15 protein-coding genes and 3 pseudogenes are annotated in these 16,590 nt (G+C 62.1%); 7 read left to right on the top strand and 11 right to left on the bottom strand.

The window, feature by feature from the left end; genetic code table 11:
• Window positions 1–374 precede the first annotated feature (374 nt).
• From puuE to AC0V2S_RS24310, 5 genes and pseudogenes are all read left to right on the top strand, one after another.
• The gene (puuE, locus tag AC0V2S_RS24290) at window positions 375–1,304 is read left to right on the top strand and encodes an allantoinase PuuE (RefSeq protein WP_475511957.1); all 930 of its coding nucleotides are present in this window, start codon (window positions 375–377) and stop codon (window positions 1,302–1,304) included.
• Window positions 1,301–1,816 carry a 2-oxo-4-hydroxy-4-carboxy-5-ureidoimidazoline decarboxylase gene (uraD, locus tag AC0V2S_RS24295; protein ID WP_475511958.1) on the top strand — a complete coding sequence of 172 codons (516 nt, stop codon included), beginning with the start codon at window positions 1,301–1,303 and terminating at the stop codon, window positions 1,814–1,816. The genes puuE and uraD overlap by 4 nt, the downstream gene beginning before the upstream one ends.
• Window positions 1,817–1,881: 65 nt before the next feature.
• Window positions 1,882–2,877 carry an allantoicase gene (gene alc, locus AC0V2S_RS24300; protein WP_475511959.1) on the top strand — a complete coding sequence of 332 codons (996 nt, stop codon included), beginning with the start codon at window positions 1,882–1,884 and terminating at the stop codon, window positions 2,875–2,877.
• A gap of 145 nt (window positions 2,878–3,022) precedes the next feature.
• A pseudogene (locus tag AC0V2S_RS24305) lies at window positions 3,023–3,525 on the top strand (ureidoglycolate lyase).
• 48 nt (window positions 3,526–3,573) lie between these two features.
• The gene (locus AC0V2S_RS24310) at window positions 3,574–4,899 is read left to right on the top strand and encodes a urate hydroxylase PuuD (protein WP_475511960.1); all 1,326 of its coding nucleotides are present in this window, start codon (window positions 3,574–3,576) and stop codon (window positions 4,897–4,899) included.
• A 135-nt stretch (window positions 4,900–5,034) separates the two neighbouring features.
• Here the strand turns inward: AC0V2S_RS24310 and murB are convergent, their stop codons facing one another.
• The 8 genes and pseudogenes from murB to AC0V2S_RS24350 all read right to left on the bottom strand — a co-directional run bounded on the left by murB (window position 5,035) and on the right by AC0V2S_RS24350 (window position 11,918).
• The gene (murB, locus tag AC0V2S_RS24315; protein ID WP_475511961.1) at window positions 5,035–6,045 is read right to left on the bottom strand and encodes a UDP-N-acetylmuramate dehydrogenase; all 1,011 of its coding nucleotides are present in this window, start codon (window positions 6,043–6,045) and stop codon (window positions 5,035–5,037) included.
• Entirely contained in the window at window positions 6,042–6,506 is a 465-nt protein-coding gene (locus AC0V2S_RS24320) for a low molecular weight protein-tyrosine-phosphatase (protein WP_475511962.1), read from the bottom strand. Before AC0V2S_RS24320 ends, murB begins: the two co-directional genes overlap by 4 nt.
• On the bottom strand, window positions 6,506–7,270 hold the full coding sequence (gene kdsB / locus AC0V2S_RS24325; RefSeq protein ID WP_475511963.1) for a 3-deoxy-manno-octulosonate cytidylyltransferase: 765 nt from the start codon (window positions 7,268–7,270) through the stop codon (window positions 6,506–6,508). Before kdsB ends, AC0V2S_RS24320 begins: the two co-directional genes overlap by 1 nt.
• On the bottom strand, window positions 7,271–7,456 hold the full coding sequence (locus AC0V2S_RS24330) for a Trm112 family protein (RefSeq protein ID WP_108097092.1): 186 nt from the start codon (window positions 7,454–7,456) through the stop codon (window positions 7,271–7,273).
• Between the two features lie 34 nt (window positions 7,457–7,490).
• Window positions 7,491–8,492: a tetraacyldisaccharide 4'-kinase gene (gene lpxK / locus AC0V2S_RS24335; RefSeq protein WP_475511964.1), complete on the bottom strand. Its 1,002-nt coding sequence runs from the start codon at window positions 8,490–8,492 to the stop codon at window positions 7,491–7,493.
• 13 nt (window positions 8,493–8,505) lie between these two features.
• Window positions 8,506–8,946, bottom strand: a complete 441-nt coding sequence (locus AC0V2S_RS24340; RefSeq protein WP_475511965.1) for an ExbD/TolR family protein — start codon at window positions 8,944–8,946, stop codon at window positions 8,506–8,508.
• Window positions 8,943–9,578 (bottom strand): MotA/TolQ/ExbB proton channel family protein, encoded by a 636-nt coding sequence (locus AC0V2S_RS24345; protein ID WP_475511966.1) that lies wholly within the window; start codon window positions 9,576–9,578, stop codon window positions 8,943–8,945. Before AC0V2S_RS24345 ends, AC0V2S_RS24340 begins: the two co-directional genes overlap by 4 nt.
• Before the next feature lie 100 nt (window positions 9,579–9,678).
• Window positions 9,679–11,918: pseudogene (locus tag AC0V2S_RS24350) on the bottom strand (DNA internalization-related competence protein ComEC/Rec2).
• A gap of 136 nt (window positions 11,919–12,054) precedes the next feature.
• Here AC0V2S_RS24350 and AC0V2S_RS24355 point away from each other — a divergent pair.
• Complete coding sequence (locus AC0V2S_RS24355; protein ID WP_475511967.1) at window positions 12,055–12,618, top strand: DUF2062 domain-containing protein; 564 nt, start codon at window positions 12,055–12,057, stop codon at window positions 12,616–12,618.
• Between the two features lie 58 nt (window positions 12,619–12,676).
• Here AC0V2S_RS24355 and AC0V2S_RS24360 read toward each other — a convergent pair.
• From AC0V2S_RS24360 to AC0V2S_RS24370, 3 genes and pseudogenes are all read right to left on the bottom strand, one after another.
• A pseudogene (locus tag AC0V2S_RS24360) lies at window positions 12,677–13,919 on the bottom strand (lipoprotein-releasing ABC transporter permease subunit).
• Window positions 13,919–14,611 carry a lipoprotein-releasing ABC transporter ATP-binding protein LolD gene (lolD, locus tag AC0V2S_RS24365; RefSeq protein ID WP_475511996.1) on the bottom strand — a complete coding sequence of 231 codons (693 nt, stop codon included), beginning with the start codon at window positions 14,609–14,611 and terminating at the stop codon, window positions 13,919–13,921. Before lolD ends, AC0V2S_RS24360 begins: the two are co-directional and overlap by 1 nt.
• Before the next feature lie 7 nt (window positions 14,612–14,618).
• On the bottom strand, window positions 14,619–15,869 hold the full coding sequence (locus AC0V2S_RS24370) for a lipoprotein-releasing ABC transporter permease subunit (protein ID WP_475511968.1): 1,251 nt from the start codon (window positions 15,867–15,869) through the stop codon (window positions 14,619–14,621).
• A 141-nt stretch (window positions 15,870–16,010) separates the two neighbouring features.
• Here AC0V2S_RS24370 and AC0V2S_RS24375 point away from each other — a divergent pair, with 141 nt between their 5' ends.
• Complete coding sequence (locus AC0V2S_RS24375; RefSeq protein ID WP_475511969.1) at window positions 16,011–16,589, top strand: PilZ domain-containing protein; 579 nt, start codon at window positions 16,011–16,013, stop codon at window positions 16,587–16,589.
• The last annotated feature ends 1 nt before the right edge of the window (window position 16,590 follow it).

A 16,590-nucleotide genomic window follows, 5' to 3' on the forward strand; every position in this document is an offset into this window, starting at 1 on the left:
CACGCCTCCTCTATGCAGTTGAATTCGGAGCGCCAGGCCAGCGGGTTCGCCGGGGCGCGGTCGGAGCATAGCATGGGCATCTGCGCTTTCGAGACATTCCACATAAAAATTGTACACAATCACCATGAACAATTTACCTCATGGTTTCCTGCCCAGTCGCAGCGCGACATTTCCGCCCATGCACCACAATGGCACGCCATACAGCCAAGAGCGGGCGTTGAGCTACGCTGGATGGCATAGCGCAAATGGAAAAATTGGTGAAATTTACCATTTACAAAACACCCATCACTTTGTATACAATCACTCCATCACGGTCGCCCACCGCCTACCCGGCACGGCACGACCGCACACATTCATAAGAAGGAATACCTGCAGTGAGCGCTGACTACCCTCGCGACCTGATCGGTTACGGCAACGACATCCCCCATCCGCACTGGCCGGGCAATGCCCGCATCGCCATCTCCTTTGTGCTCAATTACGAGGAAGGCGGCGAGCGTAACGTGTTGCACGGCGACAAAGAGTCGGAGGCCTTCCTCTCGGAAATGGTCGCCGCTCAGCCGCTGCAAGGCGCGCGCAACATGAGCATGGAGTCGTTGTACGAATACGGCAGCCGCGCTGGCGTTTGGCGCATTCTCAAGTTGTTTGAGAAAACCGGTATTCCGCTCACCGTGTTTGCCGTGGCGATGGCCGCCCAGCGTCACCCCGACCTGATCCGCGCCATGGCCGCTGCCGGTCACGAGATCTGCAGCCACGGCTACCGCTGGATCGACTACCAATATATGGACGAGGCCCAGGAGCGCGAGCACATGCTCGAAGCCATCCGCATCCTCACCGAAATCACCGGCGAACGCCCACTGGGCTGGTACACCGGCCGCACTGGCCCGAACACCCGGCGCCTGGTGATGGAGGAAGGCGGCTTCCTCTACGACTCCGATACCTACGACGATGACCTGCCCTACTGGGAACCGAACAACCCGACCGGCAAAGCGCACCTGGTGATCCCGTATACCCTGGACACCAACGACATGCGTTTTACCCAAGTCCAAGGTTTCAACAGCGGCGATGACTTCTTCAACTACCTGAAAGACGCCTTCGACGTGCTGTACGCCGAAGGTGGCGAGGCGCCGAAGATGTTGTCCATCGGCCTGCATTGCCGCCTGATCGGCCGCCCGGCGCGCCTGGCTTCGTTGCAACGTTTTATTGAATACGTGCAGGGCTTCGAGCAGGTGTGGTTCGCCCGCCGCGTCGACATCGCCAAGCACTGGCACGCCACTCACCCCTTCAGCCAAGAGAGCGCGAAATGAGCCGCTTCCAGACCCTGACCCCCTCCACGTTGAGCCGCGACGCCTTCGTTGCCGCCTTCGCCGATATCTACGAGCACTCCCCGTGGGTCGCCGAGAAAGCGTTTGATCTGGGTGTTGATTCCAGCATCGACGATATCCAAGGCCTGCACAGCCGCATGGCCGACATTCTGCTGAGCGCCGATCACGCCGCTCAGCTGGCCCTGATCAACGCTCACCCGGACCTTGCCGGCAAGGCCGCGGTCCGTGGCGAACTCACTGAAGCCAGCACCTCGGAGCAATCTGGTGCCGGCATCCACGAATGCACGGCTGAAGAGTTCCAACGCTTCACCGAGCTGAACGACGCCTACAAAGCGAAGTTCGCGTTTCCCTTCATCATGGCGGTAAAGGGCAGCAATCGGCACCAGATTCTCGCGGCGTTCGAGGAGCGCATTCATAACTCCACGGAAGCAGAGTTCACGCGGGCGCTGGCCGAAATCAACAAGATCGCGCTGTTCCGGCTGCAGACCCTATAAGGCCTGAAGCTCCTACGCCGCCACCTCTCCCCGCCGTCTAAAAGGCACATAAAAGGCAGATTTTCATGAAAGCTTACGCCGTACCCTTCGAGAAATACGTCAACCTCGCCGACGCCCGCCTGGGCACCAAAGCCCTCTCCGTCACCGATGACTGGTTCGCCGACGTCAACCGTCTGTTCCAACCCACCCCGGCGGTCTGGAAAGAAGGCGTGTTCGACGACAACGGCAAGTGGATGGATGGTTGGGAATCGCGCCGCAAGCGCTTCGAAGGCTACGACAGCGCCGTGATCAAACTGGGCGTGCCTGGCTCGATCAAGGGCGTGGATATCGACACCAGCTTCTTCACCGGTAACTTCCCGCCGTCGGCGTCCCTGGAAGGCTGCTTCTTAGCCGAAGGCGACCCGAGCGACAGCACCGAGTGGACCGAAGTACTGGGCGCCGTGGAACTGCAAGGCAACAGCCACCACTACCACGAAATCGCCAACAGCCAGGCCTTCACTCACCTGCGCTTCAACATCTACCCGGACGGCGGCGTTGCCCGTCTGCGCGTATACGGCGTGCCGTTCCGCGACTGGTCCAACACCGGCGACAACGAACAAGTCGATCTGGCCAGCGCCCTTAACGGCGGCCGCGCCCTGGCGTGCTCGGACGAACACTTCGGCCGTATGAGCAACATCCTCAACCCAGGCCGTGGCATCAACATGGGCGATGGCTGGGAAACTGCCCGCCGCCGTACTCCAGGCAACGACTGGGTTATCGTCGCCCTCGGTCACCCGGGCGAGATCGAGCGCATCGTGGTCGACACCCTGCACTTCAAAGGCAACTACCCGGACAGCTGCTCCATCCAGGGCGCCTTTGTAAAAGGCGGCACCGACAGCCAGATCGAAACCCAGAGCCTGTTCTGGCGCGAACTGCTGCCAAGCCAGAAACTGCAAATGCACGCCGAGCACGAATTCGCCGAGCAGATCAAAGCCCTGGGCCCGATCACCCACATCCGTTTGAACGTGTTCCCGGATGGTGGTGTTAGCCGTCTGCGGTTGTTTGGCAAGGTTGCCAAGTAATACTCGGCCAGTCCCCTCTCCTCTGGGAGAGGGTTAGGGTGAGGGGCTTTTAAGGCATAACAGAACGTTTGCCCCGGCCCTCACCCCCAGCCCCTCTCCCGTAAACGGGAGAGGGGAGCTCAATCACGAAAATGTAGAAACCAACATGCGCACACTGATCATCGAACCGCTGACCAAGAAGCCTTCGCCCCCTTCGGCGATGTGATTGAAACCGAAGGCAGCGATCACTTCATGATCAACAACGGTTCCACCCGCCGTTACCACAAGCTGGCAACGGTCGAGACCGCGCAGCCGGACGACAAGGCGATCATCAGCATTTTCAGCGCCGAAAAGCTGGAGTACCCCTTGACCGTCCGCATGTTGGAGCGCCATCCGCAGGGCAGCCAGGCGTTTATACCGCTGCTCGGCAACCCCTTTCTGATCGTGGTCGCGCCAGTTGGCGATGCACCTGAATCAGAGTTGGCCCGCGCGTTTGTCAGCAATGGCAAGCAGGGCATTAATTACCATCGCGGCGTTTGGCACCACCCGGTGCTGACGATCGAAAAGCGGGATGACTTCCTGGTGGTTGATCGCAGTGGTTCAGGCAACAACTGCGATGAGCATTTTTTTATCGAGGATGAACAACTTCTCCTCAACCCCCACCAATAAGAGAAGCTTGGACATCGGCGTGCCGAGTCCGAGAAAGAGGTAAAGACTGTGGAAGCACATTTGATTGAATGGGCGAACCTGGCGGTACGCTGGGTTCACATGATCGTCGGCATCGCCTGGATCGGTGCCTCGTTCTACTTCGTCTGGCTGGAAAACAACCTCAACCGGGTCAACCCGCGCGACGGTCTGGCGGGCGATCTGTGGGCCATCCACGGTGGCGGTATCTACCACCTGGAAAAATACAAACTCGCACCACCAAAAATGCCGGACAACCTGCACTGGTTCAAATGGGAAGCCTATTGGACCTGGATGTCGGGCGTTACCCTGCTGCTGATCGTGTACTACCTCAACCCTTCGCTGTACCTGATTCAGCCTGGCAGCGACCTGAGCCCGGCAGTGGCCATCGCCATCGGCGTCGGTTCCCTGGTCAGCGGCTGGTTTATCTACAACTTCCTCTGCGACTCGGCGCTGGGCAAACAACCTGCCCTGCTCGGCCTGGTGCTGTTCGCCCTGCTGGTTGGCGCGGCGTATGGCCTGAGCCAGGTGTTCAGCGGTCGCGGTGCGTATATCCATGTCGGCGCCATCATCGGCACCATCATGGTCGGCAACGTGTTCAACACGATCATGCCGGCGCAGCGCGCCTTGGTGAAAGCCATCGAAGAGAACCGCACGCCAGACCCGGCCCTGCCGGCCAAAGGCCTGCTGCGCTCGCGTCACAACAACTACTTCACCTTGCCGGTGCTGTTCATCATGATCAGCAACCACTTCCCGAGCACGTACGGCAGCCACTACAACTGGCTGATCCTGTCGGGCATCGCGGTACTGGCAGTGATCGTGCGTCACTACTTCAACACCCGCCACACCAGCAACAGCTTCAGCTGGGCGCTGCCGGCCGGCGCACTGGGCATGATCTGCCTGGCGTTCGTCACCGGCCCGAGCCTGTCCACCGTTAGCGGTGCAAGCGATGCGCAAGCGGCGAAAACCATCGAGTACCAACCGCTGCCAGCGACCGCCATTGGTGGCAAGACCGCCAAGGAAGCTGCCGATGACGCCGCCAAGCAGCCAGCCCCAGCTGAGCAACCGGTAGCCCAGGCGACTGCGCCAGCGGCCGGTGCGGGTTTCGACAAGGTGCATGAAGTGATTCAAGTGCGTTGCGCGGTGTGCCACTCGGCCAAGCCGACCAACAGCATGTTCAGCGCGGCACCGGCTGGGGTGATGTTTGATACCCCGGCGCAAATCCAGCAGATGGCGCCGCGTATTCAGGCCCAGGCTGTGGCGACCCAGGCGATGCCGCTGGGTAACCTGACCCAGATGACTCCGCAAGAGCGGGAGTTGATCGGGGCGTGGATTGCCAAGGGTGCACAGGTGAACTGAGTTACCCGCCGAAACAAAAAACCGCGCCTTGTGCGCGGTTTTTTGTTTGGGTAAATCGATTACCCGTAGGTTGGGTTGAGCGCAGCGAAGCCCAACAAATTACGTAACGTTGGGCTTCGCTGCGCTCAACCCAACCTACAACACGTTCGGCTCGATTTCCAAGGTAACGCCGAACCGCGCCAACACATCCGCCTGAATGCGCTTCGCCAACGCCAACAACTCACTTCCCGTGGCGCCGCCGTAATTCACCAGCACCAGCGCCTGCAACTTATGCACGCCGGCATCGCCTTCGCGAAAGCCCTTCCACCCTGCTCGCTCGATCAACCAACCCGCGGCCAACTTCACTTGGCCATCGGCCTGGGGATACGCCACCACATCGGCGTGCTCCGCTCGAACCTGCGCGGCCATTTCAGCACTCACCAACGGGTTTTTGAAGAAACTACCGGCATTGCCGAGCACCGCCGGGTCCGGCAGCTTTTCAGCACGAATCGAGCAAATGGCACGGCTCACATCGCTGGCTGTCGGGCTATCAATGCCCTGCTCGCTCAAGCGCTGACGCACCGGCCCGTATTCCAGGTGCAACGTCTGCTGCCGGCTCAACACAAAGCGCACGCGCAAAATCAGCCAACGCCCGGCCTGCTGTTTGAACAGGCTGTCGCGATAGGCGAAGTTGCAGTCGGCGAGGTTGAAGTCGCACAGCTCGCCGGTGTGTCGGTCCAGCGCGGTGAGGCTATGGAACACGTCTTTGATCTCGACGCCATAGGCACCGATGTTCTGCATCGGCGCAGCGCCCACGGTGCCGGGAATCAGGCTGAGGTTTTCCAGGCCGGTAAGGCCCTGGGCCAACGTCCATTGCACAAACGGGTGCCACGGCTCGCCGGCCTCGGCTTCGATCAGCACCTGCTCGCCGTCTTCCACGATACGAGTGCCGCGGCTGGCCATACGCAGCACCAGCGCTTGCACATCGCCGGTCAGCAGCAGGTTGCTGCCGCCGCCAATCACCAGCAGCGGCAGTTGCCGCTCTTCAGCCAATTGCAGGGCGGCACGCACGTCGGCGTCGTTATGGGCTTCGGCAAACAGCGCCGCCTTCACGTCGACGCCGAAGCTGTTGAACGGCTTGAGCGAGACCTGCTCAGTCAGGGTCATAACCGGCCCCGCACTTCATTGAGCAATTGCGCGCCGGCGTTTTCCAGCAGATCCAGCACATGCTCGAAGCCATCGGCGCCGCCGTAGTACGGGTCGGGCACCTCGTCCTCATCGAGTTGGTAACGACGCAGATAAAGGTCCAGTTCGGCGCGGCTATTGGCCGGCTGCAGGGCCTTGAGGTCGGCGAAGTTGCTGTGGTCCATGGCCAGAATCAGGTCGAACCGCTCGAAGTCGGCACGGCTCACCTGGCGCCCACGCAGGGCCGACAAGTCATAACCGCGCTGCAATGCGGCGGCGCTGGCGCGGCTATCGGCGGGCTTGCCCACATGCCAAGGGCCGGTGCCGGCGGAATCAACTTCCACCAGGCCATCGAGCCCGGCCTGCAGCAATTGCTGACGGAACACGCCCTCGGCAGACGGCGAGCGGCAGATATTGCCCAGGCACACGAACAACACGCGCATCAGGCCCCCAGCAGGCGCCGAACGCGCTCCAGGTCTTCTTGCGTATCGACGCCGGCTTGCGGCGCTTCCAGGGCGTCGGCGACATGAATGCGCTCACCGTGGAACAAGGCACGCAACTGCTCCAGGCATTCGGTGTCTTCCAGCCAGCACGGGCCCCAGCTCACAAAGTTGTGCAGGAACTGCGCGCGGTAGGCGTAGATGCCGATATGGCGACGGTACGGCACGCCGGCCGGCAGTTGCTCGCGGCTCGCGGCAAACGCATCGCGGGCCCACGGCAGCGGCGCGCGGCTGAAGGTAAGGGCCAGGCCGTTCTGGTCGGTAACGACCTTTACCACGTTGGGGTTGAACAGCGCGGCCACGTCTTCAATCGGCTCGGCCAAGGTGGACATCGCCGCCTCGGGGTGGGCAGCCAGGTTGGCGGCCACCTGATCGATAACAGCCGGCGGAATCAGCGGTTCGTCGCCCTGCACATTCACCACGATGGCATCGCCGGCCAGACCCAACGCGGCGGCCACTTCGGCCAGGCGGTCGGTGCCGGAGTTGTGGTCAACGCGGGTCAGCACCACGTCGGCGCCAAAGCCTTTGCAGGCCTCGACGATGCGTGCGTCATCGGTCGCGACGACTACGCGCTGAGCGCTGCTTTTGCAGGCCTGTTCCCAGACGTGCTGAATCATCGGCTTGCCGCAGATGTCCTGCAGCGGTTTGCCCGGCAGGCGGGTGGAGGCGTAGCGGGCGGGAATTACGACGGTAAAGGCTGTGCTCATTTACTTGTCCAGGCGCTCATCGACATTCAGGCTGCGGGCTTCGGTTTCCAGCATCACCGGGATGCCTTCACGCACGGGAAACGCCAGGGCGTCGGCTTTGCACACCAGCTCGGACTTGTCGTCAGCCAGCTTCAACGGGCCTTTGCACAGGGGGCAGGCGAGGATATCGAGTAGTTTCGGGTCCATTTCATAGTCCTTAAACGGTTGAATGGAGAGCGGTTCAGACGGCGGCCAACAGGGTGGCCAAACGGGCGTCGAACCAGGTGAAAAATGCCGGCGAAGGTGCGGCATCAACGGCCAGGTACCACCAGTTTTCGGCGGCGAAGGCGCGGCACTTCACGGCGTCCTTCTCGGTCATTACCAGCGGCAATGCGGGGCTGAAGGTCAGCTGCGCGGCATCGAACTGGGCATGGTCGGCGAAGGCATGGGGAATCGGGCGCCAGTGTAGCGCCTCGAGGGTATTGAAGAAACGCTGTGGGTTACCGATGCCGGCCACCGCGTGCAGGGCTTGGCCGGCGGGAAAATGGTCGAGCCCCACCCGCTGCCCGGTGCGCAGATTGACTAAAGCCGAGGGCTGCAAGGTAAAGCCGAAGCCTTCGTTGCTGTCGCTGGCAGCGCCATTGAGCAGCACGGCATCCACGCTTTGCAGACGCTCCACCGGCTCACGCAACGGCCCGGCCGGCAGGCAACGGCGATTGCCCAGACCGCGGGCGGCGTCGATCAACACCAGTTCAATATCCCGCGCCAGGCGATAGTGCTGCATGCCGTCGTCGCAGAGGATCAGGTCCAGCGGCTCGTCGGCGAGCAAGGCGCGCACGGCGCGGGAGCGGTCGGGGTCGATCATTAGCGGCACGCCGGTGCGCTGCACGATCAGCAGCGGCTCGTCGCCGGCTTCGCTGGCAGCCTGCTCGGCCCGCACCCGCCACGGCAATTGCGGCGGCGTGGCGCCATAGCCGCGGCTGACCACGCCAACCTTGAGGCCACGGGCTTGGCAGTGGGCGATCAGGCTGAGGATCATCGGCGTTTTGCCGGTGCCGCCGACGGTGATATTGCCCACCACCACAACCGGCACCGGCGCGCGATAAATGTCGCCCTCGCCGGCCAGAAACCGCCGGCGCTTACGCTGCACCACCGCGCGGTACAAGCACTCCAGCGGCCATAGCAGACGCAGGGCCGGGTGGCCCTGGTACCAGGCGTTAAGGAGTTTTTCGGAGGCAGCCATCAGAGGCAGGCTATCAAGGCGCCGACGGCGCCTCGATGGTCGTGATGCGCAGGTGGCTAAAGCCCAGCTTGCCCGCGGCATCCATGGCGGTGACCACGGCTTGATGGGTGGCTTTGCCATCGGCATTGATGGTGAGCGGCAGGCTGTTGTCACCCTCGGACTCACGCTGGATGGCGCTCATCAAGGTCGCCAGATCACTCTTGGCCAGCACCTGATCGTTCAGCGAGTAAGTACCGTCAGCGGCAATCGACACTTCCATTTGCTTGAGCTGAGTCGCTTCCGGCGGCGTGCCGCTGGCAGCTTCCGGCAGGTCGATTTTCAGCTGAGTGGGGCGGCTGAACGTGGTGGTGACGACAAAGAACAGCAGCAGCACGAAAATCACGTCGATCAGCGACGTCAGGTTCAAAAACACCTCGTCGCGGGCAACACTGTTGGCTCTGCGGCGGAATTTCACGGCTTGCTGTCCTCAACGAAATCGACTTCGCGATCACCCTGGGTCACTTCCACCAGTTTGATGGCTTCCTGCTCCATGGTGATGACGATTTCATCGACGCGGCGCAGCAGGAAACGGTGAAAGAACACAGCGGGGATAGCGACGATCAAACCGGCGGCAGTGGTCACCAGCGCCTTGCCGATACCACCGGCCAATTGCCCGGCGTTGGCCTGACCGTTGTCCATAAAGCCGGAGAAGATTTCGATCATGCCAAACACGGTGCCGAGCAAACCCAGCAGTGGCGCCATGGCGGCGATAGTACCCAAGGCGTTGAGGTAGCGTTCCAGCTCATGAATAACGCGGCTGGCGGCCTCTTCAATGCACTCTTTCATGATCTCGCGACCATGCTTGGAGTTGGTCAGGCCGGCGGCCAGAATCTGCCCCAGCGGCGAGCTGTTGCGCAGTTCCTTGAGCTTTTCTTTATTCAGTTGTTTGTCTTTGATCATGCGCCATACCTGCCCGAGCAGATGGGGCGGCGCCACGCGGCTGACGCGCAGGGTCCACAGGCGTTCGGCAACGATGGCCAAGGTAGCGATGGAACACAGAATGATCGGTAGCATCATCCAGCCACCTGCTTTGACTAGCTCCCACACAGTGTCGACTCTCCTGGTTATCCGTGGCCTGGTTAATCTGGCCTGACAAAAGTGGCGCCACTCTAGCATAGGGCCGACGCCTCGCCGACCGTCGCGGTTCTCATTTTTCCCGCCAAAATCGACCTTCTTTACGCAGCCCGCTCGGCGGCGCAAACGCCCCTAGCCGAAGCAGCACCGCGCCCTGCTCCACGCTGTCGTAAACCGTCATGCCAAGTGCCTGGTAGCGCGCCATTACCTGCGGATGGGGATGGCCGAACGTGTTGTGCGCACCGCGTGAGACCAGCACCGAGTGGCTGGCCAGGGCGCGCAAGAAAACCGCCGAGGAGGAACTACGGCTGCCATGGTGCGGCGCCTGCAACCACTGCGCCTGAACGCCGGGGTGGGCGGCCAGCCAGGCGGCTTCGGCGTGTACGTCTATATCGCCAGTGAGCAGCAGACGTTCGCCGCTGGCATCGATCAGCAGCACGCATGACGCCGGGTTTCCGGAGGTGGCCTGGGGCCAACGCCAGGTTTGAAAGTGCACGCCATCCCATTGCCAGTGGGCACCGTTGATACAGGGCTTGGCCTTGAGTGCCGGCGGCAATTCGCCCGGCTCGCCGCTTAGCACCTCAGCAACGGCCAGACTGCGTTGCACGGCCAGCGCGCCGCCGGCGTGGTCGTTGTCGGCATGGCTGATCAGCATCTGGTTCAGATACCCGATGCCCAAGCTGCGCAGAGTCGGCACCACCAAACGCTCGCCGCTATCGAAGTCGCCGTAACGCGGGCCGGCGTCATACAGCAGCGTGTGTTGGCGGGTGCGGATCAGGATGGAGAGGCCCTGGCCAACGTCCAGTTGCAGAACCTCGGCCTGGCCTTCCGGCACAGCGGACTTTGGTGGATAAAAAAGCGGCACCAGCATAGCCAGCCCCAGCGCGCGGATCGGGACACCGGCCGGTGCCAACACGGTGAGCGCACCCACCGCGCCGAGCAGCCAGACCCACGGCGGCACCTGCGGCGCCAACCATGCTGGTTGCCAGTCAGCCAATAGCGCGAGCAGGCGAAACAACACCTCCAGCAAACCGCCCGCCAGTTGCAGCAAGCCCTCGCCCACCCACGGAATCGGTAAGGCCACTGTGCCGAACAACGCCAACGGCACCACGGCCAGGCTGACCCAAGGCACCGCCAGCAGATTGGCCAGCGGCGCACTGAGGCTGATGGGCAAACCCAGGCCCAGTAATAAAGGCAACAGGCCGATGCTCATGGTCCACTGCGCCCGGCCCCAGGTTCGCCACCAGGCCCAGGCACCCAGGCGCCCGCCAAACACCCAGACCAGCACCGCCACCGCGCCAAACGACAGCCAGAAGCCGGGCTGCAAACAGGCCAGCGGTTCGGCCAGCAACACCAGATTGAGCGCCAGCAGAATCGGCAGCGCTACGCCCAGATGGCGAAAACGCAGCCGCCAGATCAACACCAGCAGCAACATCACGCAGGCCCGCTGCACCGGCACCTGAAAGCCGGCCAGCACGCCATAACCGAGCCCCCGATGGCGGCGAGAAAACAGGCTGAAGGCAACCACGGCAAGCGTTGCGGCCACAGGCCCAAGCGCGCCAAGCCGGCCACCAAGCCATAGAGCAGCCCGGCAAACAGGCCGATATGCTGCCCGGAAATCACCAGCAGATGCACCGTGCCGGTGTCTTGCAGCACCCGCCAGTCGGCACTGGTTAGCCCGGAATCATCCCCCAGCACCAGCGCCGCCAGACCGCCTTCGCGGCCGAAAGCATCGACCGTCAGCAGCCGTTGCCGCAATTGATCGCGCCAAGCCAACGGGCCGCTGGCCGCACTGATGCGCTCGCCGTATTTGACCGAGCCCTGGGCGCCGATACGCTGCGCCAGCAACCAGGCTTCGTAATCAAACCCTTGCGGATTGACCAGGCCGCGCGGACGTTTGAGCTTCACCGCCAGGCGCCAGGTTTCGCCGGCTTGTACGGGCGGGCCGCCGTGCCAGGTCACCCGCATACGGGCCGGCAGCGTGGCGCGGCGTGCGCTTACCTCTTCCAGCTGAAAACGCACCACCTCCTGGCTCTGCGCAGGCAGGCCTACCACCCGGCCCTCAAGCCAGCGGGTCTGGCCATCCAGCTCCACGGGGAGGCGATCATCCAGCGCGCCCTGGGCTGACCAGCACGCCCAACTGAAGCCCAACAGCGCCAGACCGAGCGGCCGTCGCACCTCGCGGTACCGGCCACCCAACAGCAACAGCACGCCAAAAACCGCGAACAGCACCAGCACCCAACCCGGCGGCAACACCGGCAACCAGCGCAAGGCAACCATGCCCATCGCCAGCGCGAACATCCCTGTGCGCATTGTTTTTTGCTCCTGGCAGCGCCGCCTTACGTCGTTTTACGCAAACCGGCGGCGCTTATTTGTTGTCACAAAGTCAACGTATAACCCCCGAACAATCGGGGCATAATCCGCCTTTTTCCGCCTGCCAGAGATGCCTATGCCGCGCCGCCTGTTCAAGCGCTACATGCCCAACCCCGAGCTGATTCGCGAGCACAAGTCGCTGCGTTTTCTCGGCACGCTGATGCATGACCCCAACCTCTGGCACCTCAATCGTCACTCAGTTGCGCGCGCCATGGCCGTCGGCTTGTTCGCCGCCTTCATCCCCCTGCCTCTGCAAATGCTGATAGCCGCTTCCCTGGCGATTCCCTTGCGCGCCAACCTGCCGATCTCGGTGGGCCTGGTGTGGTTGACCAACCCCATCACCATGCCGCCGGTGTTTTATTGCACCTACAAGCTCGGTTCGTGGGTGATGCAGGTGCCGGTCGGCGAGATCACCACCAACGTCTGGCCGCGCATCAGCCACTTCTTTGAAGACCCTTCCTGGGAGCTGATCCAGCTGTTGTGGAAGCCGATTCTGGCGCCGTTTTTGGTCGGCTCGTTGCTGGCGGGATTGATCGCCGGGGCACTGGGCTATCTGCTGACGATGCTGTATTGGCGCTGGTGGGTGCGCAGTAGCTGGAAGAAGCGTCAAAAGATTCGCCGAGAGAGAGCGGCGCTTTGACGAACCCCGCGCAATAAAAAACGCCGCATTACGCGGCGTTTTTTTGTGGGTTCAACCCTTACTCGTAGCGCAGCGCCTCGGCGGGCTGAATCTGCGCCGCGCGCCACGATGGATACAGCGTCGCCAGGAAGCTGAGGATAAACGCCACACTGCAAATCAACACCACATCGGGGCTTGCAGTTCCGAGGGCAGGTTGCTGACGAAGTACACGTCAGAGCTGAAGATATGTTGCCCGGTGATGCGCTCAAGCCAGCCCACCACTGCACTGACGTTCAGCGCCAGCAACACACCGAGCAGGCCGCCGGCCGCCGTACCAATCACACCGATCACCGTACCCTGCACCATGAAGACGCCCATGATCTGCCCCGGCGTGGCGCCGAGGGTACGCAAGATGGCGATATCGGCACCCTTGTCTGCGACCACCATGATCAGCGTGGCGATGATATTGAATGCAGCCACCGCCACGATCAGCGACAGCAGCAGACCGATCATGGTCTTTTCCATTTTCATCGCACTGAACAGGCTGCCCTGGCTGACGGTCCAGTCGCTGGGGCGGTAGCCGTCACCCAGTTGCTTGGCCACTGCCGCCGCCACTTGCGGCGCCTGGTACAGGTCTTTCAATGCCAAGCGCACGCTCGGCACCTGGCCGCTTTGCATGTGCTGCAGCTGGGCGGCATCGGCGACGTTGATCATGGCCAGCGAGCTGTCCAGTTCCGCGCCGACCTTGAATACACCCACCACATTCAGGCGCTGCATACGCGGGGTAATACCGCCGACCGCGCTGCTCAGTTCGGGAATGATCAAGGTGAGAGCGTCGCCGACGTTCAAGCGGAAACGGCGCGCGGTGATTTCACCGACCACCACGCCAAACTCGCCCGGCTTCAACGCATCCAGGCTGCCCTGCACAATGTGCTGGCCGATGATCGAGACCTTGGTTTCTTCCTGCGGGTCGATGCCGTTGATTTGCACCGCTGCATCACACCCTTGTAGGAGAGCATGCCGTCCAACTCGGCAAACGGTACGGCGGCGGTCACCTGCGGGTTCTTGCGCGCTTCGGCGGCCACCTGCTGCCAATCGGCAATCGGTTGCGCACCGGTGACCGTCGCGTGGGGCACCATGCCAAGAATCCGCGAGCTCATTTCCCGCTGAAATCCGTTCATCACCGATAACACGGTAATCATCGCCATCACGCCCAGGGCCAGACCGATCATCGAGGCCAGGGAGATAAACGAGATGTACTGGTTACGGCGTTTGGCGCCGGTATAGCGCAGGCCGATAAAGAGGCTGAGCGGGCGGAACATCAGGCAGCCACCAACTTGCCGTCTTCCAGACGCCAGATCCGGTCCATTTGCTGCGCCAGTTCCTGCGAGTGCGTCACCACCAGAAAGGCGGTTTTCGAATCGCGGCTCAGCTCCAGCATCAAATCCTGAATGCCCTGGGCGGTGTGGTGGTCGAGGTTGCCGGTAGGCTCATCGAGCAGCACCAAGCCGGGGTTGTTCACCAGGGCGCGGGCGATGGCCACGCGTTGGCGCTCGCCGCCGGAGAGTTCGGCCGGCTTGTGCGCCAGGCGATGGCCGAGGCCGACGCGGGTCAGCAATTTGGTCGCACGTTCCCGGGCTTCTGGAATGCCGACCTTGCCGATCAATAGCGGCATGCAGACGTTTTCCAGCGCGGTGAATTCCGGCAGCAGGTGGTGGAACTGGTACACGAAGCCCAGCGCGCGGTTACGCAGCAGGCCGCGTTTTTTCTCGCTCAGAGCCGACAGTTCTTCGCCGGCCAGCCAGACGCTGCCGGTGCTCGGGGTGTCGAGGCCGCCGAGCATATTTAGCAGCGTGCTTTTGCCCGAACCGGAGCTGCCGACGATGGCCACGCGCTCACCAGGGTGCAGCTCGAGTTGCAGGTTGGACAACACGACGACCGACTGCGGGCCCTCGTCGTAGCTTTTGCCCAGGTTGCGGCAGCTGAGAACGGCTTTATTGGCTGTGGCTTGCATAGCGACATTACTCATAACGCAGGGCCTCCGCGGGCTGGGTGCGCGCCGCGCGCCAGGCCGGGTAAAGAGTGGCGAGGAAACTCAGCAACAAGGCCGCGCCGCACACTTGCAGCACGTCCTGGGCCATCAATTGCGAGGGCAGGTAGTCGATGAAATAGACATCGGCATTGAGGAATTTAAACCCCAACAGGTGCTCGATGCTGGCGATCCAGCTGCTGATATTGAGCGCGGCAATAATGCCGAGCACCGCGCCGATCAGGGTGCCGACCACGCCGATCACGGTGCCCTGCACCATGAAGATCCGCATGATCTGCCCCGGCGTGGCGCCCAGGGTCCGCAGAATGGCGATATCGCCTTTCTTGTCGGTGACCACCATCACCAGGGTAGAAATGATGTTGAAGGCCGCCACCGCGATGATCAGCAGCAAGAGCAGGCCGATCATGGATTTCTCCATGCGGATGGCCTGGTACAGGTTGCCCTGGGTGCGGGTCCAGTCGCGGGCGACGAACTGGCGGTCGCCCAACTGCCCGGCAATTTCCCAGGAAACCCGTGGCGCCTGGAACAGATCGGCGAATTTCAGCCGCAGGCCCTGCACTTGGTTGGGCTTCCAACGGTGCAAGCGACCGATGTCGTGAATATTGGCCAGGGCCATATAGCCGTCGATTTCGCCGGCGCCGACATGAAAGATGCCTGCCACGGTAAAGCGCTTCAGACGGGGAAACAGACCGGCCGGGGTAACGGTTACGTCGGGGGCCACAAAGGTGACTTTGTCGCCGACTTTCACGCCGAGCTTGGCGGCGGCCTTGTCGCCGATCAGCAAGGCGAACTCACCCTTGTTAAGGGCGTCCAGGCTGCCTTGCTTGAAGAATTTGTCGATGATCGAGACTTTCGCTTCTTCGGCCGGGTCGATGGCATTGATCAACACCTTTTGCGAGGTGCCGTTGTTGGTCAGCAGGCCCTGCATCTGGGTGAACGGCGCGACGGCCAGCACCTGACGGTGTTGCAGTACCTTGGTGGCCAAGGCATGCCAGTCATCGATGGGCTCGTACGACTCCACCGTGGCGTGGGGCACCATGCCCAGCACGCGGGTGCGCATTTCATAGTCGAAGCCATTCATCACCGAGAGCACCACGATCATTACCACCACGCCCAAGGCGAGGCCAATCATCGAGGTCAGGGAGATGAACGAAACAAAATGGTTTCGGCGTTTGGCACGGGTGTAACGTGCACCGATAAAAACGGACAGCGGTCTGAACATAGAAGGAGAGTTTTCGCTGCGAAGGAAGGGGCATCCTGCTGTACAAAATCCAACAGTGGCGAGGCGTGGCTTGCGGCCTTACACTTTGGGCACACTGCGCGGAGCTATGGCTCTGACAACCACCGCTGCCATGGGTTCGCCATGACGTCTAACGATGCAAGTGATCGCCGCGAATACTATCGCATCGCCGATACGATCGCACTGGAATTCAGCCTTCTGTCAGGCGCCGAAGCGGTGGCCAGCGAAGCCCTGCACGACGACTCCCCGCTGTTCAATCTGCTCAGCGACCTGCACCTTTCCGACTTCGAATCGCAACATTTGTTGCGCCATATCGGCGAGCGCGACCGCACCCTGGCCAGCTACCTGAAGGTGGTGAACAAGCGCATCGACCTGCTCGGTCAAGCCTTGGCACAGAACCTGGTACGCGAAGTCGGCGCGCCGAAAAAGGTGACCTTGTCGGAGGGCGGCGTGAGTTTCGAACACCCGCAAGCTGTGACCGTTGGCAGCCATCTGGCGATCAAGATGGTGCTGATGCCCCAGGCGCTCGGCCTGCTGTTGCGCGGCCAGGTGGTGCATTGCCGCCAGCAGGAAAACGGCCAGTTCGAGATCGGCACCGAGTTCGAAGCGCTGACCGACGCACAGCGCCAATTGCTGGCTCGGCATATTCTGCAGAAGCAGGCGATGGAACGTCGCCAAGCCCGAGAAACATCCAGCGGCTAAG

Source organism: Pseudomonas sp. CC11G (genome assembly GCF_056174845.1).